Raw genomic sequence first — 23,201 nt, 5'->3', positions numbered from 1 at the left:
CTTTCCTTTTCAACGAATTAAGAGCGTTCCAGTTCGATATCGATACCGAGCGAACGGATTTCCTTGACCAGCACGTTGAACGATTCTGGCATGCCGGCGTTGATGGCGTGTTCGCCCTTGACGATGGACTCGTAGACCTTGGTGCGGCCCTGCACGTCGTCGGACTTGACGGTGAGCATTTCCTGCAGGATGTAGGAAGCGCCGTAGGCTTCGAGCGCCCATACTTCCATCTCCCCGAAACGCTGGCCACCGAACTGCGCCTTGCCGCCCAGCGGCTGCTGCGTCACCAGCGAGTACGGGCCGGTGGAGCGCGCGTGCATCTTGTCGTCCACCAAGTGGTGCAGCTTGAGGTAGTGCATGTAGCCCACGGTGGTCATGCGCTCGAACGGGTCGCCCGTGCGGCCATCGTGCAGCTGCGCCTGGGTGCGGGTCGCGCTCAGGCCCTTGGCCTGGGCCACGTCGTCCGGGTAGGCCAGCTTGAGCATGTCCATGATTTCCTGCTCGGAGGCACCATCGAACACCGGCGAGGCAAACGGCACGCCCTTGGTCAGCTCCTGCGCCATGGCGCGGATTTCGCCGTCGTTCAACTGCGACAGGTCTTCCTTGCGGCCCGCGCGGTTGTAGATCTGGTCCAGGAACTCGCGCAGCTCGGCGGTGGCGGCTTCGCGCTGCAGCATGTCGCCAATGCGCTGGCCCAGGCCCTTGCCGGCCCAGCCCAGGTGGACTTCCAGCACCTGCCCGATGTTCATGCGCGACGGCACGCCCAGCGGGTTGAGCACGATGTCCACCGGCGTACCGTCGGCCAGGTAGGGCATGTCTTCCACCGGGGTGATCTTGGAGACCACACCCTTGTTGCCGTGGCGGCCGGCCATCTTGTCGCCCGGTTGCAGGCGGCGCTTGACGGCCAGGTACACCTTGACCATCTTGAGCACGCCCGCCGGCAGCTCATCGCCTTGCGTGAGCTTCTTGCGCTTTTCCTCGAAGGCCAGGTCGAAGCTGTGGCGGGTCTGCTCCATCGCGTTTTTCATCGATTCGAGCTGGGCGGCCACGTTCTCGTCCGCCGGGCGGATGTCGAACCAGTGGAACTTCTCGACCTCGGCCAGGTAGGCCTCGTCGATGGTGGTGCCCTTGGCCAGCTTCTTGGGGCCGCCGTTGGCGGCCTTGCCGACCAGCAGCTTCTTGATGCGGTCGAAGGCGTCGGATTCCACCAGACGCAGCTGGTCGTTCAAGTCCAGACGGAAACGCTTCAATTCATCGTCGATGATCTGCTGCGCACGCTTGTCGCGCTGGATGCCTTCGCGGGTGAACACCTGGACGTCGATCACGGTGCCGCTCGAGCCCTGGTCCACGCGCAGCGAGGTGTCCTTCACGTCGGACGCCTTCTCGCCAAAGATGGCGCGCAGCAGCTTCTCTTCCGGCGTCAGCGTGGTCTCGCCCTTGGGCGTGACCTTGCCCACCAGCACATCGCCCGGCAGCACTTCGGCGCCGACGTAGATGATGCCGGACTCGTCCAGGCGGTTGAGCTGCTGCTCGGCCAGATTCGGGATGTCGCGGGTGATTTCCTCGGCACCGAGCTTGGTGTCGCGCGCCATCACCACCAGCTCCTCGATGTGGATCGAGGTGTAGCGGTCTTCCGACACCACGCGCTCGCTGATCAGGATCGAATCCTCGAAGTTGTAGCCGTTCCACGGCATGAACGCGATCAGCATGTTCTGGCCGATCGAGATCTCGCCCAAATCGGTCGAGGCGCCGTCGGCCAACACCTCACCCTTGGCCAACTGGTCGCCCTTCTTGACGATGGGGCGCTGGTGGATGTTGGTGTTCTGGTTGGAACGCTGGTACTTGATCAGGTTGTAGATGTCCACACCCACTTCACCGGCCACGGCTTCCTCGTCATTGACGCGGATCACGATGCGGGTCGCGTCCACGTAATCGACCACGCCGCCACGGCGCGCCGTCACCACGGTACCGGAGTCCACCGCCGCCACACGCTCGATGCCCGTGCCGACCATCGGCTTCTCGGGGCGCAGCACCGGCACCGCCTGACGCGACATGTTGGCACCCATCAACGCGCGGTTCGCGTCATCGTGTTCCAAGAATGGCACCAGCGAGGCCGCCACCGACACGATCTGCGCCGGCGACACGTCCATGTACTGCACCGTTTCGGGCGGGGTCAGGATGGATTCGCCCTTTTCACGCGCCGACACCAGCTCGCCCGTCAGGCGGCCTTCGGCATCCAGCATGGCGTTGGCCTGCGCAATGACGTACTTGCCTTCCTCGATCGCCGACAGGTAGTCGATCTCGCTCGTGACCTTGCCATCCACCACGCGGCGGTACGGGGTCTCGATGAAGCCGTACTCGTTCAGGCGCGCGTACAGGGCCAGCGAGTTGATCAGGCCGATGTTCGGGCCTTCCGGCGTCTCGATCGGGCACACGCGGCCATAGTGGGTCACGTGCACGTCGCGCACTTCGAAGCCAGCGCGCTCGCGGGTCAAACCGCCCGGGCCCAGGGCCGACACGCGGCGCTTGTGGGTGATCTCGGCCAGTGGGTTGGTCTGGTCCATGAACTGCGACAACTGCGACGCACCAAAAAACTCCTTCAGCGCCGCAGAAATCGGCTTGGAGTTGATCAGGTCGTGCGGCATCAGCGGCTCTTGTTCAGCTTGGCCCAGACGCTCCTTCACGGCCTTCTCGATCCGCGCCAGACCGGTGCGGTACTGGTTTTCGGCCAGCTCGCCCACGCAACGCACACGGCGGTTGCCCAGGTGGTCGATGTCGTCCACCTCGCCCTTGCCGTTGCGCAGATCCACCAGGATCTTGACCACAGCCAGAATGTCTTCGTTCGACAACACCATCGGGCCGGTCGATTCGTCGCGGCCCACGCGGGCGTTGAACTTCATGCGGCCCACGCGCGACATGTCGTAGGTGTCGGGGTTGTAGAACAGGCGGTGGAACAGCGCCTGCACCGCGTCCTCGGTCGGCGGCTCGCCGGGGCGCATCATGCGGTAGATGGCCACGCGCGCGGCAAACTCGTCGGCGGTCTCGTCGGTGCGCAGCGTCTGGCTGATGTAGGCGCCCTGGTCGAGCTCGTTGGTGTACAGGCAGGCCAGATCCTGGATGCCCGCGCTGCGCAGCTTCTTGAGCAGCGTCTCGGTCAGTTCCTCGTTGGCCTTGGCGATGATCTCGCCGGTGTCCGGGTCGATGATGTTCTTGGCCACCACGCGGCCCAGCAGGAAGTCTTCCGGCACGCTGATGTGCGTGGTGCCCGAGTGCTCCAGCTCGCGGGTGTGGCGCGCGGTGATGCGCTTGTCTTTCTCCACCACCACCTTGCCCGACTTGTCGGTGATGTCAAAGCGGGCCACCTCACCACGCAGGCGCTCCGACACGTAGGCCATCTGCGCGCCGCTGTCCATCAGGCGGAAGTGGTCGTTGACAAAGAAGTTGGCCAGGATGGTTTCCGGCGTCAGGCCAATGGCCTTGAGCAGGATCGTGACCGGCATCTTGCGGCGGCGGTCGACACGGAAATACAGCAGATCCTTGGGGTCGAACTCGAAGTCCAGCCACGAGCCGCGGTACGGGATGATGCGGGCGCTGAACAGCAGCTTGCCCGAGCTGTGCGTCTTGCCCTTGTCGTGCTCGAAGAACACGCCCGGCGAGCGGTGCAGCTGCGACACGATCACGCGCTCGGTGCCGTTGATGATGAAGGAGCCCTTGTCCGTCATCAGGGGCACTTCGCCCATGTAGACTTCCTGCTCCTTGACTTCCTTGATGACCTTGGACTGCGAGGTCGAGGACTCGCGGTCGTAGATGATGAGCTGCACGCGCGCGCGCACCGCCGAGGAGAACGTCAGGCCCCGGGTCTGGCACTCGCGGACGTCGAAGGCGGGCTTGGCGAGGTTGTACTCGACAAACTTCATCTCGACGAAGCCGTTGTGCGACACAATCGGGAAGGCCGACTCGAACGCCGCTTGCAAGCCCTCGGGTGCGCGTTTTTTGGGGGGCACATCGGCTTGCAGAAACGCTGTGTAAGCGTCCTTTTGCATCTGCAGCAGGTAAGGAATTTCCAGCACGTTTTCGCGGCTGCCAAAACTCTTGCGGATGCGCTTGCGTTCGGTGAATGAATATTGAGCCATGAGATCTCCGGGCTTGAGGTCTGCGGCGACTGTCGTGTGCAATGTCCACGCAGGTTGTGCGTGCCATTTCAATCTTGGTGACTGGCCTCTACCAGTCTGTGGCGGACGGCGGGTGTGCAACACAACCCACCCGAACCAAGTGGTTTTCTGCAGTCGGGGTCAGAAAACGCGGCAAAGCAAACTGGCGCCAGTTTGCTTTGCGGCATTGTCTCAAGAAAACGCCAAAAGGCTGGTCTTGCAACCAGCCTTGGAGCGTAATTCTGCGGGGGCTTGGCACCCCCGGCACGAATTACTTGATTTCAGCCTTGGCGCCAGCTTCAACCAGCTTCTTGACAGCGGCTTCAGCGTCAGCCTTCGGCAGGGCTTCCTTGACGGTCTTGGGAGCGCCGTCGACCAGGTCCTTGGCTTCCTTCAGGCCCAGACCGGTGATTTCACGCACAGCCTTGATGACGCCAACCTTCTGGGCGCCAGCGTCGAGCAGCACGACGTTGAATTCAGTCTTCTCTTCAGCGGCAGCGGCGGCACCACCACCAGCAGCAGCCGGAGCGGCCATGGCGGCAGCGGACACGCCGAACTTCTCTTCGATGGCCTTGACCAGGTCGTTGAGTTCCATGACAGACATGCTGTCCAGGGCGGTCAGGAATGCGTCTTTATCGAATGCCATTTTGATTTCCTAAAACTTGGGGTTGGTTTCCAGCACGCCTCAGGCGGGCTGCGCCTCGGCGGCCTCGGCCTCTGCGGGCTGAGCGCCACCGCGCTGCTCGGCCAGAGCGGCCAGCACACGGGCGGTGCGAGAGATCGGGGATTGCATCAAGCCCAGCAATTGGGCCAGCAGCACTTCCTTGGTGGGGATGCTGGCCAGTTGCTTCACGCCGTTCGCGTCCAGGGCCTTGCCGGCATAGACACCACCGCGAATCACCATCTTGTCGTTGGTTTTCGCGAAGTCGGCCACCACCTTGGCGGCAGCGACGGCGTCTTCCGAGAAGCCGTAGATCAGCGGACCGGTCATCTGGTCAACTGCCGCCTCGAAGCCGGTACCGGCCACAGCACGGCGGGCCAGGGTGTTCTTCAGAACACTCAGGCTCACACCTTGACTGCGGGCGGCAACGCGCAACTGGGTCAGGGCAGCGACCGTGATGCCGCGGTATTCCGCCATCACGAGCGTTTGAGCTTTAGCTGCGAGTGCCGACACCTCATCGATGACGACTTGCTTCTCACTGCGATTCAGACTCAAGGTCTACTCCTTAAAAAGCACGGTTGGCGGATTGCCGTCCATGCACCTGTTTGCAGCGATCAACCGTTTCAGGAAACAACCTGTTGCGGTGGGATCGCCATCTGCGCTGGCGAAAACGCTTTAAGTGCATTGCGTCGGACGCAAGCCACACCAGCGGTCTTGGATGGCCCCGGGCAGCGCATGCCGCCTGGGCCCACCACTTTCAGGCACCGGGGTGCCCAAAGATTCTTGTGACTGCGGTATCAGACCGCGATCGACTGCACGTCCACGCGCACGCCCACACCCATGGTGGACGACACGGCGACCTTGCGCAGGTACTGGCCCTTGGACGAAGCCGGCTTGGCCTTGTTCAGGGCGTCCAGCAGTGCGGACAAGTTGCCTTGCAGCTTGTCGCTGTCGAACGAGCGGCGACCGATGGTGCCGTGCACGATACCGGCCTTGTCAACGCGGAACTGGACCTGGCCAGCCTTGGCGTTCTTGACAGCGGTGGCGACGTCCGGGGTCACGGTACCGACCTTGGGGTTGGGCATCAGGCCGCGCGGGCCCAGCACCTGACCCAGGGTACCGACGATGCGCATCGCGTCCGGCGAAGCAATCACGACGTCGAAGTCCATCTTGCCAGCCTTGATATCGGCGGCCAGGTCGTCGAAACCAACGATGTCGGCGCCAGCGGCCTTGGCTTCCTCAGCCTTGGCACCCTGGGCGAACACGGCCACGCGCTTGGTCTTGCCGGTGCCGTTGGGCAGCACCACGGCGCCACGCACCACCTGGTCCGACTTCTTGGCGTCCACGCCCAGCTGCACGGCCACGTCGATGGATTCATCGAACTTGGCATTGGCGAATTCCTTCACCAGGGTCAGCGCGTCGGCGATGGGGTACAGCTTGGTCGATTCGATCTTGCCTTGCTGCGCTTTTTGTTTCTTGGTCAATTTGGCCATGTCACACGCCCTCCACAATCACGCCCATGGAACGGGCAGAGCCAGCCAGGGTCTTGATCGCGCCTTCGATGTCGGCGGCGTTCATGTCCTTGAGCTTGGTCTTGGCGATTTCTTCCAGCTGGGCGCGGGTGATCTTGCCCACCTTTTGCTTGTTCGGCACCGAAGAGCCCTTGTCCAGCTTGATCGCTTTCTTGATCAGCGTGGTGGCCGGGGGGGTCTTGATGATGAAGGTGAAGCTCTTGTCCGCGTAGGCGGTGATGACCACCGGCAGCGGCAGGCCCGGCTCAACGCCTTGGGTCTGGGCGTTGAACGCCTTGCAGAATTCCATGATGTTCAGACCGCGCTGACCCAGCGCCGGACCGATCGGGGGAGAGGGGTTGGCCTTGCCAGCTGGGACTTGCAGCTTGACGAAGCCGACGATTTTTTTCGCCATATTGATGCTCCTGCGAGTTGTAGCGGCGGCCGCAGCTGCCTCCTCGCGGTTGATGACCCAAAATGTACACAGACATCGGCACAGGGTCTGACACTGCCGACGTCAACAACACAAAAGCGCCGACGGCATCGGCGCTCAAGGCAAGTCTTTGATTCTAACTTTTGTGCAGCGGAAATGCAAGCCTCAGGTCTTCTCGACCTGATTGAATTCCAGCTCCACCGGCGTGGCGCGACCAAAGATGGTGACGGAGACGCGCAGCTTGCTCTTCTCGTAGTTGACCTCTTCCACCGTGCCATTGAAGTCGGTGAAGGGGCCTTCCTTGACGCGCACATACTCGCCAGTAACAAACTCGACCTTGTGGCGCGGCTTGTCGAAGCCTTCCTGCATCTGGCTGACGATTTTCTGCACCTCGGCCTCGGAGATGGGGGCCGGGCGGTTCTTGGCGCCGCCCACAAAACCGGTGACCTTGCTGGTGTTCTTCACCAGGTGCCAGGTCTCGTCGTCCATCGCCATTTCCACGAACACGTAGCCCGGGAAGAACTTGCGCTCGGTGGTGCGCTTCTGGCCGTTCTTGATCTCCACCACCTCTTCGGTGGGCACCAGCACGCGGCCAAACTTGTGCTGCATGCCAGCGCGCTGCACGCGCTCGGCGATGTTGCGCTCGGCGGCTTTTTCCATGCCCGAGTAGGCGTGCACCACATACCAGCGCATACCTTCGGCAGGCGCGGCGCTCATGGCCACTGCGGCCTCAACGTGTTCGGTCATTTTTATCTCCAACCCAGCAAGACACCGTACAACAGCCACTCCAGGGTTTTGTCGGTGAGCCACAAAAAGAGCGCCATCAGCACCACGAACGCAAAGACGTAGCCTGTCATCTGCGTGGCTTCACGCCGAGATGGCCAGACCACTCTCTGGACTTCCTTCCAGGAATCGCGGCCATAGGCCTGCAGTTGCCGCCCGGTATCGGACAGCGCAAACAGCACCACCGCACCCACCACCGCCAGCAGCAACACCGCCCACTGCACCCACGGCCCTTGGGCCGCCAACGTGTAGAACGCGACAAAACCCGCCAGCACCAGCGCACTGGCCATGGCCAGCTTGGCTTTGTTGGCACCTGTGCCTACGGTCTCGATTTCGGATGTTGCCATGGGATCGCTTGGGCTCGTTCAACACGCTTACAAGAAACATAAACCCACCGAAAGCCTTGCGACTTTGGCGGGTCTATCAAACCACTTAGTATTTAAGTGGCAGGGGCAGTAGGAATCGAACCTACAACCTTCGGTTTTGGAGACCGACGCTCTGCCAATTGAGCTATACCCCTACACGAACTGATCAGTCCAGAATCTTGGCCACCACGCCGGCGCCGACGGTACGGCCGCCTTCACGGATGGCGAAACGCAGACCTTCTTCCATGGCGATCGGGGCGATCAGCTTGACGGTGATCGACACGTTGTCGCCCGGCATGACCATTTCCTTGCCTTCGGGCAGCTCGATGGAGCCGGTCACGTCGGTGGTGCGGAAGTAGAACTGCGGACGGTAGTTGTTGAAGAACGGGGTGTGACGGCCGCCTTCGTCCTTGGACAGCACGTACACTTCGCCGGTGAAGTGGGTGTGCGGCTTGATGGAGCCGGGCTTGCACAGCACCTGGCCGCGCTGCACGTCTTCGCGCTTGGTGCCGCGCAGCAGGATGCCGACGTTGTCGCCAGCTTGGCCTTGGTCCAGCAGCTTGCGGAACATTTCCACGCCGGTGCAGGTGGTCTTCTGGGTGTTGGAGATACCGACGATTTCGATTTCTTCACCGACCTTGACGATACCGCGCTCGATACGGCCCGTCACTACGGTACCACGACCGGAGATGGAGAACACGTCTTCCACGGGCATCAGGAAGGCACCGTCCACGGCGCGCTCAGGGGTGGGGATGTAGCTGTCCAGCGCGTCGGCCAGGGCCATGATGGCTTGCTCGCCCAGCGGGCCGGTGTCGCCGTCCAGGGCCAGACGTGCCGAGCCCTTGATGATGGGGGTGTCGTCGCCCGGGAAGTCGTACTTGGACAGCAGCTCGCGCACTTCCATTTCGACCAGTTCCAGCAACTCTTCGTCGTCCACCAGGTCGGCCTTGTTCAGGAACACGATGATGTAGGGCACGCCCACCTGACGCGACAGCAGGATGTGTTCGCGGGTTTGGGGCATCGGGCCGTCGGCGGCGGAACACACCAGGATCGCGCCGTCCATCTGGGCGGCACCGGTGATCATGTTCTTGACGTAGTCGGCGTGGCCGGGGCAGTCCACGTGGGCGTAGTGGCGGTTGGCCGTTTCGTATTCCACGTGGGCGGTGTTGATGGTGATGCCGCGGGCTTTTTCTTCCGGAGCGGCGTCGATCTGGTCGTAGGCCTTGGCTTCGCCGCCGAATTTCTTGGACAGCACGGTCGCGATCGCAGCGGTCAGGGTGGTCTTGCCGTGGTCGACGTGACCGATGGTGCCGACGTTGACGTGCGGCTTGGTCCGCTCGAATTTCTCTTTTGCCATTATTCAGCTCCGGTTCGAAAAAATATGCCGAAATACCAACAAGGAAATTGGTGCCCATGGGCAGGATCGAACTGCCGACCTCCCCCTTACCAAGGGGGTGCTCTACCACTGAGCCACATGGGCAATAACAACCTGACGGCTGCTATTGAAATTGCGCGCAACCAAAAACCGGTGCTGGAGCGGGAGACGGGAATCGAACCCGCGTCATCAGCTTGGAAGGCTGGGGTTCTACCATTGAACTACTCCCGCGCTTAGCCCTGCAGGACAAGGCCAGATGCAGATCAACCGCTGCTCAACATGCAATTTTTGGTGGAGAGGGCTGGATTCGAACCAGCGTAGGCGTAAGCCAACAGATTTACAGTCTGCCCCCTTTAGCCACTCGGGCACCTCTCCGTCTAAGCCTTGAATTATGCCATCAGTTTTTGGGCTTTTGCAACCACGCGATGGTTTTTTGGTTTTTTTTCTGCAGCCAGGCGTTGGCGGCCCGGAAGTGGCCGCAGCCGATGAACGGCGCGGGCGGGCGCAGGGCCGACAGCGGCGACGGGTGGTTGGCCGTCAGCACCAGGTGGCGCTGGGCGTCGAGCAGCGGCGCCTTGGCCTGCGCGTGCGCGCCCCACAGCAGGAACACCTTGGGCGCGGGGTCGGCGTTGCAGGCGCTCAGGAGGTGGTCGGTCAACACCTCCCAGCCGCAACGGGCGTGGCTGGCAGGGGCGCCCTGCTCCACCGTCAGCACGGTGTTGAGCAGCAGCACGCCTTGGCGCGCCCAGCCTTGCAGACTGGCGCTGGCCGGGGCCGTGCCACCGTATTCGCGCACCAGCTCCTTGAAGATGTTGCGCAGCGAGGGCGGCACCTTGCCGCCCGGCGGCACCGAGAACGCCAGCCCTTCGGCCTGGCCGGGGCCATGGTAGGGGTCTTGCCCCAGGACGACAACGCGCACATCGGCCAGCGGTGTCAGCTCCAGGGCACGCAGGGGCGTGGCGGGGTAGATGGTGGCGCCGGCGGCCAGGCGCTGCTGCAGGTGCTGCGCCAGCCGCCGCCCCGCCAGGCTGTGCCAGAACGGCTGCAGCACGGGTTCCCAGTCCGGGGCCACGGGCCAGCGCTCGGGCGCCCAGGCCATCAGGCTGGGGGCAGCCGCTGACGGCATCGGCACGGCGATGGGGTCAAAGGGCAACGGCAAGGAGGCAGCAGGCGGCATCGGCAGGGGACACCCGCACCTTAGGCGGGCAACTCGAACAGTTCGGCCAGCGCGAGGCCAGGCTCCGGGGCGCGCATGAAGGCTTCGCCGACCAGGAAGGCGTTGACACCGGCGGCGCGCAAGGTGCGCACGTCGTCGCGGGTCAGGATGCCGCTTTCGGTGATGAGCAGTTTGTCGGCGGGCACGTCGGCCAGCATGCCCAGCGTGGTGTCGAGCGTGACTTCGAAGGTGCGCAGGTTGCGGTTGTTGATGCCCAGCAACGGGGTCTTGAGCTGGAGCGCGCGTTGCAGTTCGTCGCGGTCGTGGACTTCGACCAGCACGGCCATGTTCAGGCCCAGCGCGATGGCTTCGAGTTCGGCCAGCTGGGCGTCGTCCAGGCAGGCGGCGATCAGCAGGATGCAGTCGGCGCCCATCGCGCGGGCTTCGTAGACTTGGTAGGGGTCAACGATGAAGTCTTTGCGCAACACCGACAGGTGGCACGAGGCGCGGGCTTGCTTGAGGTAATCGGGGCTGCCCTGGAAATATTGGCGGTCGGTCAGCACCGAGAGGCAGGCGGCGCCGAACTGAGCGTAGCTTTGCGCGATGTCGGCGGGGATGAAGTCGGGCCGGATCACGCCCTTGGAAGGGCTGGCCTTCTTGACTTCGGCGATGACAGCGGGCAGGCCCGCCGTGATTTTGCTGCGCAGGGCGCCCACGAAGTCGCGCGTCAAGACGCGGGATTCGGCATCGGCGCGCATATGGGCCAGCGGGGTCTTGGTCAGGGCTTGCGCGATTTCCTCGCGCTTGGTGGCCACTATTTTTTGCAGGATGTCACTCATGGGGGCGGTCTTGAAGGGGGTCTTGGGGTGGAGCGGGCGGGGGCGCACCGTTCTTGAGGATACGGATGAAAACACGGTGCATGGCCCAGCCCGCCACCAGAAACAGCACCGAGATGCCAATGGCGATCCAGGTACCGGGGTCTTGCCACAGCGGGTGCATCAGGCGGCTGCGCTGGCGAGGGCGTGGGCCACGGTAACGAGTTGGTCGAGCTTGGCCTTAGCGGCGCCGCTGGCCAGCGCCGCGCGGGCACGATCGATGCCGGTGGCAATGTCGTCCACCACGTTGGCGGCGTACAGGGCCACACCGGCGTTGAGCAGCACGATGTCGCGCGCGGGACCGGGCTGGTTGTCCAGCACGCCCAGCAGCATGGCGCGCGATTGTTCGGGCGTCTCGACCTGGAGGGCACGGTGGCTGGTCATGGTGAAGCCGAAGTCTTCGGGGTGGAGTTCGTATTCGGTGACAACACCATTGCGCAGTTCGCCCACCAGGGTGGCGGCACCGAGGCTGACTTCGTCCATGCCGTCCTTGCCGTGTACCACCAGCGCGTGCTGTGCGCCCAGACGTTGCAGCGCGCGCACCATGATGCCGACCAGATCGGGATGGAACACGCCCAACACGATGTTGGGCGCGCCCGCCGGGTTGGTCAGTGGCCCCAGAATGTTGAACAGGGTGCGTACGCCCAGCTCCTTGCGCACGGGGGCTACGTTTTTCATGGCTGGGTGGTGGTTGGGCGCAAACATGAAGCCGATGCCGGTCTGTGCGATGCAGGTGGCGATCTGGGCCGGGGTCAGGTTGAGGCTGATCCCGAGGCTTTCCACCACGTCGGCGCTGCCGGATTTGCTGCTGACGCTGCGCCCGCCGTGCTTGCTGACCTTGCCGCCCGCCGCCGCCACCACAAACATGGTGCAAGTGGAGATGTTGAAGGTGTGCGAGCCGTCACCGCCGGTGCCGACGATGTCCACCATGTGGGTGGTGTCGGCCACATCGACCTTGACGGAAAAGTCGCGCATGACCTGGGCGGCGGCGGTGATTTCGCCAATGGTTTCCTTCTTGGTGCGCAATCCGGCAATGAGCGCGGCGGTCATGACGGGCGACATCTCGCCACGCATGATGAGGCGCATGAGGTGCAGCATCTCGTCGTGGAAGATTTCGCGGTGCTCGATGACCCGTTGCAGCGCCTCGGGCGGGGTGATGAGGTGGGGTTGTGGCGTGGTCATGGCATCAGGCCTGGTCGAGGAAGTTTTTCAGCATGGCGTGGCCGTGCTCGGTCAGGATGGATTCGGGGTGGAACTGCACGCCCTGGATGGGCAGTTCGGTGTGGCGCACGCCCATGATCTCGCCGTCGTCCGTCCAGGCGGTGACTTTGAGCACCGCCGGGCAAGTGGCACGCGCGATGGCCAGCGAGTGGTAGCGGTTGACGGTGAACTGTGCGGGCAGCCCGGCAAACACGCCTTCTTGCGTGGTGGTGATGACGCTGGTCTTGCCGTGCATCAGTTCCTGAGCACGCACGATCTCGCCGCCAAAGGCGGCCCCGATGCTCTGGTGGCCCAGGCACACGCCCAGAATGGGCAACTTGCCCGCAAAGTGCTGGATGGCGGCCACCGAGATACCGGCCTCGGCGGGCGAACACGGGCCGGGCGAGATGACCAATCGGTCAGGCTGGCGGGCGGCAATGCCTTCGAGGGTGATGTCGTCGTTGCGGAACACCTCGACCTCGGCCCCCAGCTCGCCAAAATACTGGACGATGTTGTAGGTGAACGAATCGTAGTTGTCCACCATCAGCAGTTTGATGCGGCTCATTGCAGACCCTCCTCGACCAGTTCGCTGGCACGCAGCACGGCGCGGGCCTTGTGTTCGGTTTCTTTCCATTCCAGCTCCGGCACCGAATCCGCCACCACGCCAGCGCCAGCGGCCACGTGCAGCAGGCCGTTCTTGAGCACGCCGGTGCGGATGGCGATGGCCACGTCCATGTCGCCCGCGTAGCTGAGGTAGCCGCACGCGCCGCCGTACACGCCGCGCTTGGTGGGTTCGAGTTGGTCGATCAGCTCCATGGCGTGGACTTTGGGTGCGCCGCTTAAGGTACCCGCCGGGAAGCTGGCCTTGAGCACGTCCATGCTGCTCAGGCCCGGCTTGAGCAGGCCTTCGACGTTGCTGACGATGTGCATGACGTGGCTGTAACGTTCGATGGCAAAGGCTTCGGTGACTTTGACGCTACCGGTCTGGGCGATGCGGCCAATGTCGTTGCGGGCCAAGTCGATGAGCATGACGTGTTCAGCGCGTTCCTTGGCATCGGCCAGCAGGTCTTTTTCAGCGGCTTGGTCCAGCTCGGCGGTGGCACCGCGCGGGCGGGTACCGGCCAGCGGGCGGATGGTGACCTTGGTGCCCGCAGCGACTTGTTCTTGCCGCACCAGAATTTCGGGCGAGGAGCCCACCACTTGGGCATCGTCCAAATGGTAGTAGTACATATAGGGGCTGGGGTTGAGGCTGCGCAAGGCGCGGTACAGGCTCAACGGGCTTTGCGTGTAGGGCTTGCTGATGCGCTGGCCCATGACGATTTGCATGAAATCACCGGCGCGGATCAGGGCTTTGGCGCGCTCCACCGCCGCCACAAAGTCTGCTTGCGTGCGGTTGTGGGTCTGGAGCGCGTGTGGGCCGGGGTGGACTTCGGGCACTTGCACCGGCACCAACAGGCGGGCCTTGAGTTCGTCCAGCCGCGCCTGAGCGCGTTCGTAGGCCTCGGGTTCTGCCGGATCGGCGTAGACCATGAGGTGCAGTTTGCCGGAGAGGTTGTCGATGACGGCCAGCTCCTCGCAGTGCAGCAAGTGGATGTCGGGCATGCCGATGTCGTCGGGCGGGCAACTGTGCGCGAGTTTTTTCTCGATATGGCGCACGGTGTCGTAGCCGAAGTACCCCGCCAAACCACCACAAAAGCGCGGCATGCCGGGGCGCAGCGCGACCTTGAAGCGTTGCTGGTAGGCCTCGATGAAGTCCAGTGGGTTACCGGGCACGGTTTCCACCACCACGCCATCGCGCACGATGTCGGTCTTGGCCTGATCGCCAAAGCCACTGGCCTTGAGCGCCACCCGCGCGGGCAGGCCAATGAAGCTGTAACGGCCAAAACGCTCGCCACCGACCACGGATTCGAGCAGGAAGCTGTTGCGGCCACCGTCTTGCACGTGGGCCAACTTGAGGTAGAGCGAGAGTGGGGTTTCAAGGTCCGCAAAGGCCTCGGCGGTGAGGGGAATGCGGTTGTAGCCCTGGCGGGCCAAGTCCTGGAATTCGGTTTCGGTGATCAAGGGGAGCCTCCTGCAGCTCAAGGCCCGCGCGGCGCGGGACGTTCATCCAAGCATTGCTCCAGGCTGGAGCACGAAGGCGCGGGATCGACAGCACACGACCACACGCCAGAAAAAACAAGCGCGGTTTATGGCTTGCGCCAAGGCCAAGCCCCCTGACCCCATTGCAGGGTCAGACACGGACGGCAAGCGTGACATGGGATGAACATGCGGCAAGTGTAGCAAACCGGGCCGGGCGGGTCGGGGCGTCCGTATGATGGCGGCATGTCCACAGAAACCGGCCGCTATTTGCACGACGCCCTGCACGCCCCCGCCCTGCTGCGGGTGCGCGGTGCCCGCACGCACAACCTGAAGAACATCGACCTGGACATTCCCAAGCAGGCGCTGGTGGTGATCACTGGGCTGTCGGGGTCGGGCAAGTCAAGTCTGGCGTTCGACACACTGTACGCCGAGGGCCAGCGGCGCTACGTGGAAAGCCTGAGCACCTACGCGCGGCAATTTTTGCAGGTGATGGACAAGCCCGATGTGGACAGCATCGACGGCCTGAGCCCGGCGATAGCGATCGAGCAGAAGGCCACCAGCCACAACCCGCGCTCCACCGTGGGCACGGTGACGGAAATCCACGACCATTTGCGGCTGCTGTTTGCGCGCGCCGGCACGCCGCACTGCCCCGAGCACGGGCTGGCGTTGCAGGCGCACAGCGTGGGCCAGATGGTGGACCAGCTGCTGGCGCTGCCCGCCGACACGCGACTGATGGTGCTGGCCCCGCTGGCGGCCGACGGCCAGGGCGCTTTTGCCCAGACGCTGACCACGCTGCAAACGCAGGGCTATGTACGGGTGCGGCTCAACGGCCAGGTGCTGGACTTACACGATCTGCCCGAAATCTCCGCCGATGAAAAATACACACTGGAAGTGGTGGTGGACCGCCTGAAAGTGCGCCCGGACGCGCGCCAGCGCCTGGCCGAAAGCCTGGAGACTGCGCTCGGGCTGGCGCAGGGCCGCGTGTTGGCGCTGGACATGGACAGCGGCACCGCGCACCGCTTCAGCGCCCACTTTGCGTGTCCGCTGTGCCGCTACACATTGGGGGAGCTGGAGCCACGGCTGTTCTCGTTCAACTCGCCACAAGGGGCCTGCCCCACCTGCGACGGCCTAGGGTACACCGAGGTGATGGACCCGGCCCGCGTGGTGGCGCAGCCTGCGGTCAGCCTGGCCGACGGGGCCATTCCCGGCTGGGGCCAGCGCCATGCGCTCTACTTTGCGCTGGTGCAGAACCTGGCCGCGCATTACGGCTTTGACCCCCACGCACCGTGGCAGACGCTGCCCGCCAACGTGCAGCAGGTGCTGCTGTACGGCTCGGGCGATGAGGCGATCGCGTTCGATTACGCACTCGACCGCAAGGGCGGCCGCGCAGGCAAGAGCGTGCGCAGCCACCACCCGTTCGAAGGTATCCTGCGCAACATGGAGCGCCGCTACCGCGAGACCGACAGCGCCACCGTGCGCGAGGAACTGGCGCGCTACCGCACCACCCAGACCTGCCCCGGTTGCCACGGAGCACGGCTGCGCACCGAGGCACGGCACGTGTTCATCGGCACCGGCGCGGCGCAACGTTCCTTGTTCGAGATTGGCCGCCTGACGCTGGCCGAGGCGCAGGCGTATTTCCAGCAGCTGCAACTGCAAGGCGCCAAGGCCGAGATCGCCGACAAGGTGGTGCGCGAGATAGCGGCGCGGCTGCAGTTTCTCAACGACGTGGGCCTGCACTACCTGTGCCTGGACCGCAGCGCCAGCACACTCAGCGGTGGCGAGGCCCAGCGCATCCGGCTGGCCTCCCAAATCGGCTCGGGCCTGAGCGGGGTGATGTATGTGCTGGACGAACCCAGCATCGGGCTGCACCAGCGCGACAACGACCGCCTGATGGCCACGCTGCAACGCTTGCGCGACCTGGGCAACAGCGTGCTGGTGGTGGAGCACGACGAGGACATGATCCGCAGCGCCGACCATGTGATCGACCTGGGGCCGGGCGCGGGCGTGCATGGCGGCCAGGTGATGGCTCAGGGTACCCCGGCGCAGGTGATGGCCAATCCGGCCTCGCTGACAGGGCAGTACCTCTCGGGCCAGCGCCAGATTGCGGTGCCGAAGCAGCGCACGCGCTGGCAACCGGGCACAGAATCATCGCCCACGCTGCGTGTGGTGGGCGCGTGCGGGCACAACCTGCAGCGCGTAACGGTAGACATTCCGGTTGGACTGTTCACCTGCGTGACCGGGGTCAGTGGCTCGGGCAAGTCCACGCTGGTGAACGACACGCTGTACCGCGCGGTGGCGCGCCAACTGCACCGCAGCCACGACGAGCCGGAACCGCACACCACCGTTGAAGGCATTGCGCACTTTGACAAGGTCATCAACGTGGACCAAAGCCCCATCGGACGCACGCCGCGCAGCAACCCCGCCACCTACACCGGGCTGCTGACCGGCATCCGCGAGCTGCTGGCCGAGGTGCCCACCGCGCGCGAACGCGGCTACGGGCCGGGGCGCTTCAGCTTCAACGTGGCCGGGGGCCGCTGCGAGGCCTGCCAGGGCGACGGCGTGCTGAAGGTGGAGATGCACTTTCTGCCCGATGTGTACGTGGCCTGCGACGTGTGCCACGGCCAGCGTTACAACCGCGAGACGCTGGAGGTGCGCTACAAGGGCCTGCACATTGCCGAGATCCTGGCCCTGACGGTGGAGCGGGCGCACGCCTTCTTCAGCGCCGTGCCCGCTCTGCAGCGCAAGCTGCAGACGTTGCTGGATGTGGGGCTGGGCTACCTGCAGCTGGGCCAGAACGCCACCACCTTGTCGGGCGGCGAGGCGCAGCGCGTCAAGCTGGCGCTGGAACTGAGCAAGCGCGACACCGGGCGCACGCTCTACATTCTGGACGAGCCCACCACCGGCCTGCACTTTGCCGACATCGAGTTGCTGCTGCACGTGCTGCACCGGCTGCGCGATGCGGGCAACACCATCGTGGTGATCGAGCACAACCTGGACGTGATCAAGACCGCCGACTGGCTCATCGACATGGGGCCCGAAGGCGGTGCGGGGGGTGGCACCGTGGTGGCCACCGGCACGCCGGAGCAGGTGGCGGCACACCCGGCCAGCCACACCGGGCACTACCTGCAGCGGCTGCTGGCAGGCTGATCAGCGACCGCTGCGGTACGCAATGCCCGCGCTGGCGCCGTAGCTGGTGCGGTCGCTCACCAGCGGGCTGCGCGCGGCCCGGCCTTGCAGCTGCGACGCGCTCAGGCCCGCAAAGGCGACCCAGTTGCGGTTGACCACGCGGGTGATCGTCCAGCCCAGCGACACGCTTTCCCAGCCGCTGTCGGGCACGTAGGCGGCGCGCCCGGTGCGGGCCGCATCGGCGGGGGCAATGCCGAAATGGGTCTGTAAATAGGTGTGGTTGCCCGCCGAGGCGCCCAGACCGGCCTCCCAGTAGGTGCGCTGCGACACCGGGTGCCGGTAGCGCAGGCGGGCGTTGACTTGCATGCCCACCTGGCGCCCCAGCAAGTCCTGCGTGGCGCTGCCCCCACCGACCAGCGCGGGTGCAGCACGTAGTTGACCGACAGGCGGCCCACCACGGTGTCGGGCACATCGGGCAAGCCCTGCAGCAGCGGGTCGTCGCCCGAGGAGCGGCCACGGCGCAGCCGCAACGCGGTGCTGATCGACCAGCGGTCGTCCTGCAGCAACGCCGCGCTGAGGCCAGGATCGACCGGACGCCGCCCCAAGCTGAGCAAACCGCTGGCACCGCCAGTGGACACGCGCACCTGCCCGAGCTGGAACGCCAGCATGGGCCGCAGCTTGAGGCTGGGGCTGCCGTCGAGCGAGGTGCTGGCCGTCACGCCGATGAGGTAGTCGCGGCTGGCCTCCAGCGTCACCGGCTCGGCCTTGGGCTGGGCGGTGGAAGACGCGGCGGCCAACAGCGTGGTGTCGGCGTTGGCAGCACCCAAGCGATCCGCTGGCGCGGGGGACAACAGCAAGGGCGACGCCGCTACCAACGGGCTGTCGCCCAGGGCCAGTACAGGCCAGGGCCAACCGGCCAACAGCGCCAGCGGCAGGCAACACCGGGCGGCGTACGGGGGCAAAGAGGCAACCTTGATCATGGGGGCATGATAACGGCCAGCCCCGTGGCCTGGGCCGAATGGCCGCACAATGGCCGCATCAACCCATTCTGGAGGAAACAGACAACCATGCGGCAATTTGATTTTGATTTTCTGGTGATCGGCGGTGGCAGCGGCGGCGTGCGGGCGGCGCGCATGGCGGCCCAGCGCGGCGTGCGGGTGGCGCTGGCCGAGGCGCAAGGCGTGGACGGGCTGGGTGGCACCTGCGTCAACGTGGGCTGCATCCCCAAAAAGCTGTACAGCTACGCGGCGCACTACGGCGAAGGGTTTGCCGAGGCGCACGGCTACGGCTGGGAAGGCGAAGCCCCGCGCCTGAACTGGGCCACCCTCAAGGCCAACCGCGCGCGCGAGATCACCCGCCTCAACGGCGTGTACGCCAACTTGCTGCGCGGCAGCGGCGTGACGCTGCTCAACGGCTTTGCCCAGTTGCAGGATGCTCACACCGTGCGCCTGGCCACCCTGAACGCCGACGGCAGCCCCGGCCACACGCAGTACCGCGCCGAACGCATCCTGATCGCCACCGGTGGCACGCCCTATGTGCCGCACTTTCAGGGCAGCGAACACGTCATCACCTCCGACGACATCTTCGACCTCGACACCTTCCCGCAGCGCCTGCTGGTGGTGGGCGGCGGCTACATCGCCAGCGAATTCGCGTCCATCTTCAACGGCCTGGGCGCGCACGTGACGCAGCTGTACCGGGGCGAGCAGATCTTGCGCGGCTTTGACGACGAAATCCGCCACTTTGCCGCCGCCGAGCTGCAAAAAGCCGGGGTGGACTTGCGCCTGAACGCGGGCGTGCTGTCGATTGAACGTCAGACCGACGGCCTGCACGTGCAACTGGAGGACGGCAACCTGCTGGTGGTGGATGCGGTGCTGTACGCCACGGGCCGAGTGCCCAATGTCCACGGCCTGGGGCTGGACACGGTGGGCGTGGCACAGGGCGAGCAAGGCGCGGTGGTAGTCGATGCCGACTACCGCACCAACGTGCCCAGCATCTACGCCCTGGGCGACGTGACGCACCGGGTGCAACTGACCCCGGTGGCACTGGGCGAAGCCATGCAACTGGTGGATCACCTGTTTGGCCCGGCGGCGGGCAAGGCACCGCGCCAGATGCGCTACGAGCTGATTCCGACCGCCGTGTTCACCCACCCCAACATCGGCACCGTGGGCCTGACCGAAGCGCAAGCGCGTGAACGCTACGGCAACATCACCGTGTTCCGCTCCGAATTCCGCGCCCTCAAGCACACCCTGAGCGGCAACCCCGAGCGCACGCTGATGAAGCTGGTGGTGGACAGCGCCAGCGACCGCGTGGTCGGGCTGCACATGGTCGGCGCGGAAGCGGGCGAGATTGTGCAAGGCTTTGCCGTGGCCATGCAAGCCGGTGCCACCAAGGCCGTATTCGATGCCACCTTAGGCATCCACCCCACCGCCGCCGAGGAGTTCGTGACCATGCGCGAACCCGTGCGGGGCGGTTGAAGGTTGAGGATCAGCCGCGCGCGGCGTGCAGCAAGTCGCGTGTCTTGAGGGCCTCTTGCCGTGCGACCTGGGCGAAGTCCGGGCCTGCACTGGCGTACAGGATGGCGCGCGAGGAGTTGACCACCACCGAGCCAGTGGTTTCGCCGTTGTGGCCGCGCCAGCCCGCTTGCACGGTGGCGTGGGCATCACCTCCTTGAGCGCCCACACCCGGAATCAACAGCGGCACGGTGGGGGCCAGTTCACGCACCCGCGCAATTTCTGCCGGATAGGTCGCGCCCACCACCAGGCCCAGTTGACCGTTCAGGTTCCACGGCCCTTGCGTTAACGAAGCGATGTGTTCGTACAAACGCGGCTGGCCCTCCACATTGGTCAAATGCTGGGGCTGGAAATCGTCGCCCCCCGGATTGCTGGTGCGGCACAGCAAGAATGCACCCTTGCCGGGGTAGCGCAAATAGGGCTGTACCGAGTCAAAACCCATAAACGGTGACAGCGTGACCGCATCGGCACCGTAACGCTCGAACGCTTCCTTGGCGTACTGTTCGGCGGTGCTGCCAATGTCGCCGCGCTTGGCGTCCAGAATGATGGGCACCTGCGGTGCGGCCACGCGCATGTGCGCCATCAGGCGCTCCAGCTGGTCTTCGGCGCGGTGGGCGGCAAAATAGGCAATTTGCGGCTTGAAGGCAATCACCAGGTCGGCGGTGGCATCGACAATGGCGGCACAGAAATCGTAAATCTTGGACGGATCGTTGCGCCAGTGGTGCGGAAACTTGGCCGGTTCCGGGTCCAGCCCCACACACAGCATCGATTGGTTTTGGCGCTCGGCCGCGCGCAGCATGTCAAGAAAGTTCATGCGCGGATTGTAGGGACACGCCCGTTTTTTTGGTACCGTAGCGGCACGCGCCTGCGTGCTTCGTTCCTCTTCTACCCCACCCCGCCACCATGTGCCAACTGCTCGGCCTCAACTGCGCCACCCCCACCGATGCCACCTTCAGCTTCACGGGCTTTAGCCAACGCGGCGGTGGCACCGACAACCACGCCGACGGCTGGGGCATCGCGTTCTTTGAGGGCAAGGGGCTGCGGCTGTTTGTCGATCACCAAAGCGCCGCTCAGTCGCCCATGGCCGACTTTTTGAAACACTACCCCATCAAGAGCACCAACACCATTGCCCATGTGCGCAAGGCCACGGTGGGGCAAGTGTGTCTGGAAAACGCCCACCCTTTTACGCGCGAACTGTGGGGCCGGCACTGGGTGTTTGCCCACAATGGCGATCTGAAAGACTACCACCCTCGGCTGCACAGCCACTTTCACCCAGTGGGCAGCACCGACAGCGAACGCGCTTTTTGCTGGTTGATGCAAGAACTGGCCAAATCGCACGCCGGGGTGCCCAGCGTGCCAGAGCTGACCCTGACCTTGCAAGAATTGGTGCCCCAAGTGCGGCGCTTTGGCACCTTCAACTTTTTGCTGAGCAACGGCGAGGCACTGTGGGCGCATTGCAGCACCAAGCTACATTATGTGGTGCGGCAACACCCCTTCAGCCAAGCCACGCTGATGGACGAAGACTGGACGGTGAACTTTGCCGAGATCAACCAACCCAGCGACCGCGCCGCCGTCATCGTCACCGCCCCGTTGACACGCAACGAACAGTGGACCGCATTTGCCCCCAACGAGCTCAAAGTGTTCGTCGATGGCCTACCGCTGGCACTGTGAGCGCCCACACACCACTTGCAACAAACGCCACACCGTGTAGGCTGCGGCCACGCCCACAGCATCGGCCACCCAGTCCAGCACATCGCCGTAACGCCAGCCGGTGGCAGCCTGTGCTAACTCAATGCCCACCCCCAGCGCCAGCATGGCGGCCAGCAGCATCATGGCCCGTTGTGGGTAGGCCCACAGCCCCAGCAGCGTCAGCACCGCAAAACCGCCCGCGTGCTGGGCCTTGTCCCACAGGCTGAGGACTTGCGGCGGCAACTGCTGCACCGGCGTGAGCGACAGTGCCACCACCGCCAACAAGCAGGCCCAGAACGCCAACCGGGCCACCACGACAGCGCGCGGCAACATCACGCCAACGCCGCCTCCAGTGCGTCCACAAACATGGCAGGCACGTCAAAACCGGTTTGCTGCTGGATTTCCTGGAAACACGTCGGGCTGGTCACGTTGATCTCGGTCACCTTGTCGCCAATCACGTCCAGCCCCACCAGCAACAAGCCACGCGCGGCCAGCCGGGGCGCGATGGCGCGGGCAATCGCCCAATCGCTCTCGCTCAACGGTTGTGCCACGCCTTTGCCGCCAGCGGCCAGGTTACCGCGCACCTCGGTGCCCTGCGGAATGCGCGCCAGGCAGTAGGGCGCAGGCTCGCCGCCAATCAACAAAATGCGCTTGTCGCCCTGCGCGATGGCGGGCTGGTAACGCTGTACCATCACACTGTTGCTGCCATCTTGGTTGAGCGTTTCAATGATGCTGCCCAGGTTCAGGCCATCCTCGCGCACACGGTAGATGCCCATGCCACCCATGCCGTCCAAGGGCTTGAGGATGATGTCGCCGTGTTCGGCGTGGAAGGCGCGGATGTCGTCGGCGCAGCGCGTCACCAGTGTCGGTGGCGCAAACTCGGCAAATTCCAGCAGCGCCAGCTTTTCGGGGTGGTCGCGCAAGGCCTGCGGGCTGTTGAACACGCGCGCGCCTTCGCGTTCGGCCTGACTGAGCCAGTGCGTGGCGTAGAAAAATTCGCTGTCGAACGGTGGATCTTTGCGCATGAGCACAGCGTCAAAATCCTTCAGCGCCACGTTGCGCTGGCCGGTCACTTCAAACCACGGCTCATGCGCTCCCGTCAGCCGAATGTCCTGCACACGGGCGCTGACATGGCCACCGCTGCGCCAGCTTACGTCACTCGGCTCGCACGCCGCCACAGTGTGACCACGGCGCTGCAATTCGCGCATCATGGCGAAAGTGGTGTCCTTGTGGATTTTGAACGATGCCAGCGGATCGGCGACAAACAGCACGTGCATAAGGGTGGGC

General features: G+C 64.5%; 22 protein-coding genes and 4 tRNA genes. 4 read left to right on the top strand and 22 right to left on the bottom strand.

Annotated features, from left to right (window positions below):
- Nucleotides 1-17: 17 nt before the first annotated feature.
- From rpoB to CON76_RS07865, 18 genes are all read right to left on the bottom strand, one after another.
- Nucleotides 18-4,133: a DNA-directed RNA polymerase subunit beta gene (gene rpoB / locus CON76_RS07945; protein WP_101102826.1), complete on the bottom strand. Its 4,116-nt coding sequence runs from the start codon at nt 4,131-4,133 to the stop codon at nt 18-20.
- 289 nt (nt 4,134-4,422) lie between these two features.
- Nucleotides 4,423-4,797, bottom strand: a complete 375-nt coding sequence (rplL, locus tag CON76_RS07940; protein WP_101102825.1) for a 50S ribosomal protein L7/L12 — start codon at nt 4,795-4,797, stop codon at nt 4,423-4,425.
- Between the two features lie 39 nt (nt 4,798-4,836).
- Nucleotides 4,837-5,367 carry a 50S ribosomal protein L10 gene (rplJ, locus tag CON76_RS07935; protein ID WP_101102824.1) on the bottom strand — a complete coding sequence of 177 codons (531 nt, stop codon included), beginning with the start codon at nt 5,365-5,367 and terminating at the stop codon, nt 4,837-4,839.
- Nucleotides 5,368-5,609: 242 nt separating this feature from the next.
- On the bottom strand, nt 5,610-6,305 hold the full coding sequence (rplA, locus tag CON76_RS07930; RefSeq protein WP_101102823.1) for a 50S ribosomal protein L1: 696 nt from the start codon (nt 6,303-6,305) through the stop codon (nt 5,610-5,612).
- Nucleotide 6,306: 1 nt separating this feature from the next.
- Entirely contained in the window at nt 6,307-6,738 is a 432-nt protein-coding gene (gene rplK, locus CON76_RS07925; RefSeq protein WP_101102822.1) for a 50S ribosomal protein L11, read from the bottom strand.
- Between the two features lie 183 nt (nt 6,739-6,921).
- Complete coding sequence (nusG, locus tag CON76_RS07920; RefSeq protein WP_101102821.1) at nt 6,922-7,503, bottom strand: transcription termination/antitermination protein NusG; 582 nt, start codon at nt 7,501-7,503, stop codon at nt 6,922-6,924.
- A gap of 2 nt (nt 7,504-7,505) precedes the next feature.
- Nucleotides 7,506-7,886 (bottom strand): preprotein translocase subunit SecE, encoded by a 381-nt coding sequence (gene secE, locus CON76_RS07915; RefSeq protein WP_101102820.1) that lies wholly within the window; start codon nt 7,884-7,886, stop codon nt 7,506-7,508.
- A 97-nt stretch (nt 7,887-7,983) separates the two neighbouring features.
- Nucleotides 7,984-8,059 (bottom strand) — tRNA-Trp (locus CON76_RS07910).
- An 11-nt stretch (nt 8,060-8,070) separates the two neighbouring features.
- The gene (gene tuf / locus CON76_RS07905) at nt 8,071-9,261 is read right to left on the bottom strand and encodes an elongation factor Tu (RefSeq protein ID WP_101102819.1); all 1,191 of its coding nucleotides are present in this window, start codon (nt 9,259-9,261) and stop codon (nt 8,071-8,073) included.
- Nucleotides 9,262-9,309: 48 nt separating this feature from the next.
- A tRNA-Thr gene (locus CON76_RS07900) sits at nt 9,310-9,384 on the bottom strand.
- A gap of 52 nt (nt 9,385-9,436) precedes the next feature.
- A tRNA-Gly gene (locus CON76_RS07895) sits at nt 9,437-9,510 on the bottom strand.
- A gap of 58 nt (nt 9,511-9,568) precedes the next feature.
- A tRNA-Tyr gene (locus CON76_RS07890) sits at nt 9,569-9,654 on the bottom strand.
- 22 nt (nt 9,655-9,676) lie between these two features.
- Nucleotides 9,677-10,405 carry a uracil-DNA glycosylase gene (locus CON76_RS07885; RefSeq protein ID WP_101102842.1) on the bottom strand — a complete coding sequence of 243 codons (729 nt, stop codon included), beginning with the start codon at nt 10,403-10,405 and terminating at the stop codon, nt 9,677-9,679.
- A gap of 71 nt (nt 10,406-10,476) precedes the next feature.
- A complete protein-coding gene (trpC, locus tag CON76_RS07880) occupies nt 10,477-11,274 on the bottom strand; it encodes an indole-3-glycerol phosphate synthase TrpC (protein WP_101102818.1) in 798 nt (265 codons plus the stop codon).
- The gene (locus CON76_RS13110) at nt 11,267-11,434 is read right to left on the bottom strand and encodes a hypothetical protein (protein ID WP_169929014.1); all 168 of its coding nucleotides are present in this window, start codon (nt 11,432-11,434) and stop codon (nt 11,267-11,269) included. Before CON76_RS13110 ends, trpC begins: the two co-directional genes overlap by 8 nt.
- Nucleotides 11,434-12,492 (bottom strand): anthranilate phosphoribosyltransferase, encoded by a 1,059-nt coding sequence (gene trpD / locus CON76_RS07875; protein WP_101102817.1) that lies wholly within the window; start codon nt 12,490-12,492, stop codon nt 11,434-11,436. Before trpD ends, CON76_RS13110 begins: the two co-directional genes overlap by 1 nt.
- Nucleotides 12,493-12,496: 4 nt before the next feature.
- Nucleotides 12,497-13,075 (bottom strand): aminodeoxychorismate/anthranilate synthase component II, encoded by a 579-nt coding sequence (locus CON76_RS07870; RefSeq protein WP_101102816.1) that lies wholly within the window; start codon nt 13,073-13,075, stop codon nt 12,497-12,499.
- Nucleotides 13,072-14,451, bottom strand: coding sequence for an anthranilate synthase component I family protein (locus CON76_RS07865; RefSeq protein ID WP_420812930.1), 1,380 nt, complete (start codon nt 14,449-14,451; stop codon nt 13,072-13,074). The genes CON76_RS07870 and CON76_RS07865 overlap by 4 nt, the downstream gene beginning before the upstream one ends.
- 381 nt (nt 14,452-14,832) lie before the next feature.
- Between CON76_RS07865 and uvrA the strand changes: the two genes are divergently transcribed.
- Nucleotides 14,833-17,736: an excinuclease ABC subunit UvrA gene (gene uvrA, locus CON76_RS07860; protein WP_101102814.1), complete on the top strand. Its 2,904-nt coding sequence runs from the start codon at nt 14,833-14,835 to the stop codon at nt 17,734-17,736.
- Here the strand turns inward: uvrA and CON76_RS07855 are convergent, their stop codons facing one another.
- Complete coding sequence (locus tag CON76_RS07855; protein WP_276308998.1) at nt 17,737-18,132, bottom strand: MipA/OmpV family protein; 396 nt, start codon at nt 18,130-18,132, stop codon at nt 17,737-17,739. It abuts the gene before it with no gap.
- A gap of 18 nt (nt 18,133-18,150) precedes the next feature.
- Here CON76_RS07855 and CON76_RS12875 point away from each other — a divergent pair, with 18 nt between their 5' ends.
- Both CON76_RS12875 and gorA read left to right on the top strand, forming a co-directional pair.
- Nucleotides 18,151-18,447 (top strand): hypothetical protein, encoded by a 297-nt coding sequence (locus CON76_RS12875; RefSeq protein ID WP_145995384.1) that lies wholly within the window; start codon nt 18,151-18,153, stop codon nt 18,445-18,447.
- A gap of 335 nt (nt 18,448-18,782) precedes the next feature.
- Entirely contained in the window at nt 18,783-20,189 is a 1,407-nt protein-coding gene (gene gorA, locus CON76_RS07845; protein ID WP_101102811.1) for a glutathione-disulfide reductase, read from the top strand.
- Nucleotides 20,190-20,199: 10 nt separating this feature from the next.
- Here gorA and pyrF read toward each other — a convergent pair whose 3' ends face one another.
- Nucleotides 20,200-21,039 carry an orotidine-5'-phosphate decarboxylase gene (gene pyrF / locus CON76_RS07840; protein ID WP_205758207.1) on the bottom strand — a complete coding sequence of 280 codons (840 nt, stop codon included), beginning with the start codon at nt 21,037-21,039 and terminating at the stop codon, nt 20,200-20,202.
- An 89-nt stretch (nt 21,040-21,128) separates the two neighbouring features.
- Between pyrF and CON76_RS07835 the strand changes: the two genes are divergently transcribed.
- Nucleotides 21,129-21,896 (top strand): class II glutamine amidotransferase, encoded by a 768-nt coding sequence (locus CON76_RS07835; RefSeq protein ID WP_101102809.1) that lies wholly within the window; start codon nt 21,129-21,131, stop codon nt 21,894-21,896.
- Here CON76_RS07835 and CON76_RS07830 read toward each other — a convergent pair.
- Nucleotides 21,879-22,247, bottom strand: a complete 369-nt coding sequence (locus CON76_RS07830) for a VanZ family protein (RefSeq protein WP_101102808.1) — start codon at nt 22,245-22,247, stop codon at nt 21,879-21,881. The two genes, CON76_RS07835 and CON76_RS07830, sit on opposite strands and share 18 nt — an antisense overlap.
- Nucleotides 22,247-23,191: a glutathione synthase gene (gene gshB / locus CON76_RS07825; protein WP_101102807.1), complete on the bottom strand. Its 945-nt coding sequence runs from the start codon at nt 23,189-23,191 to the stop codon at nt 22,247-22,249. The genes CON76_RS07830 and gshB overlap by 1 nt, the downstream gene beginning before the upstream one ends.
- Between the last annotated feature and the right edge of the window lie 10 nt (nt 23,192-23,201).

It is taken from the genome of Macromonas bipunctata (genome assembly GCF_002837135.1).
GTDB classification, from domain to species: domain Bacteria; phylum Pseudomonadota; class Gammaproteobacteria; order Burkholderiales; family Burkholderiaceae_C; genus Macromonas_A; species Macromonas_A bipunctata.
Note: the sequence above shows the minus strand (reverse complement) of the source record. Positions and strands in the feature narration are given on the sequence as shown.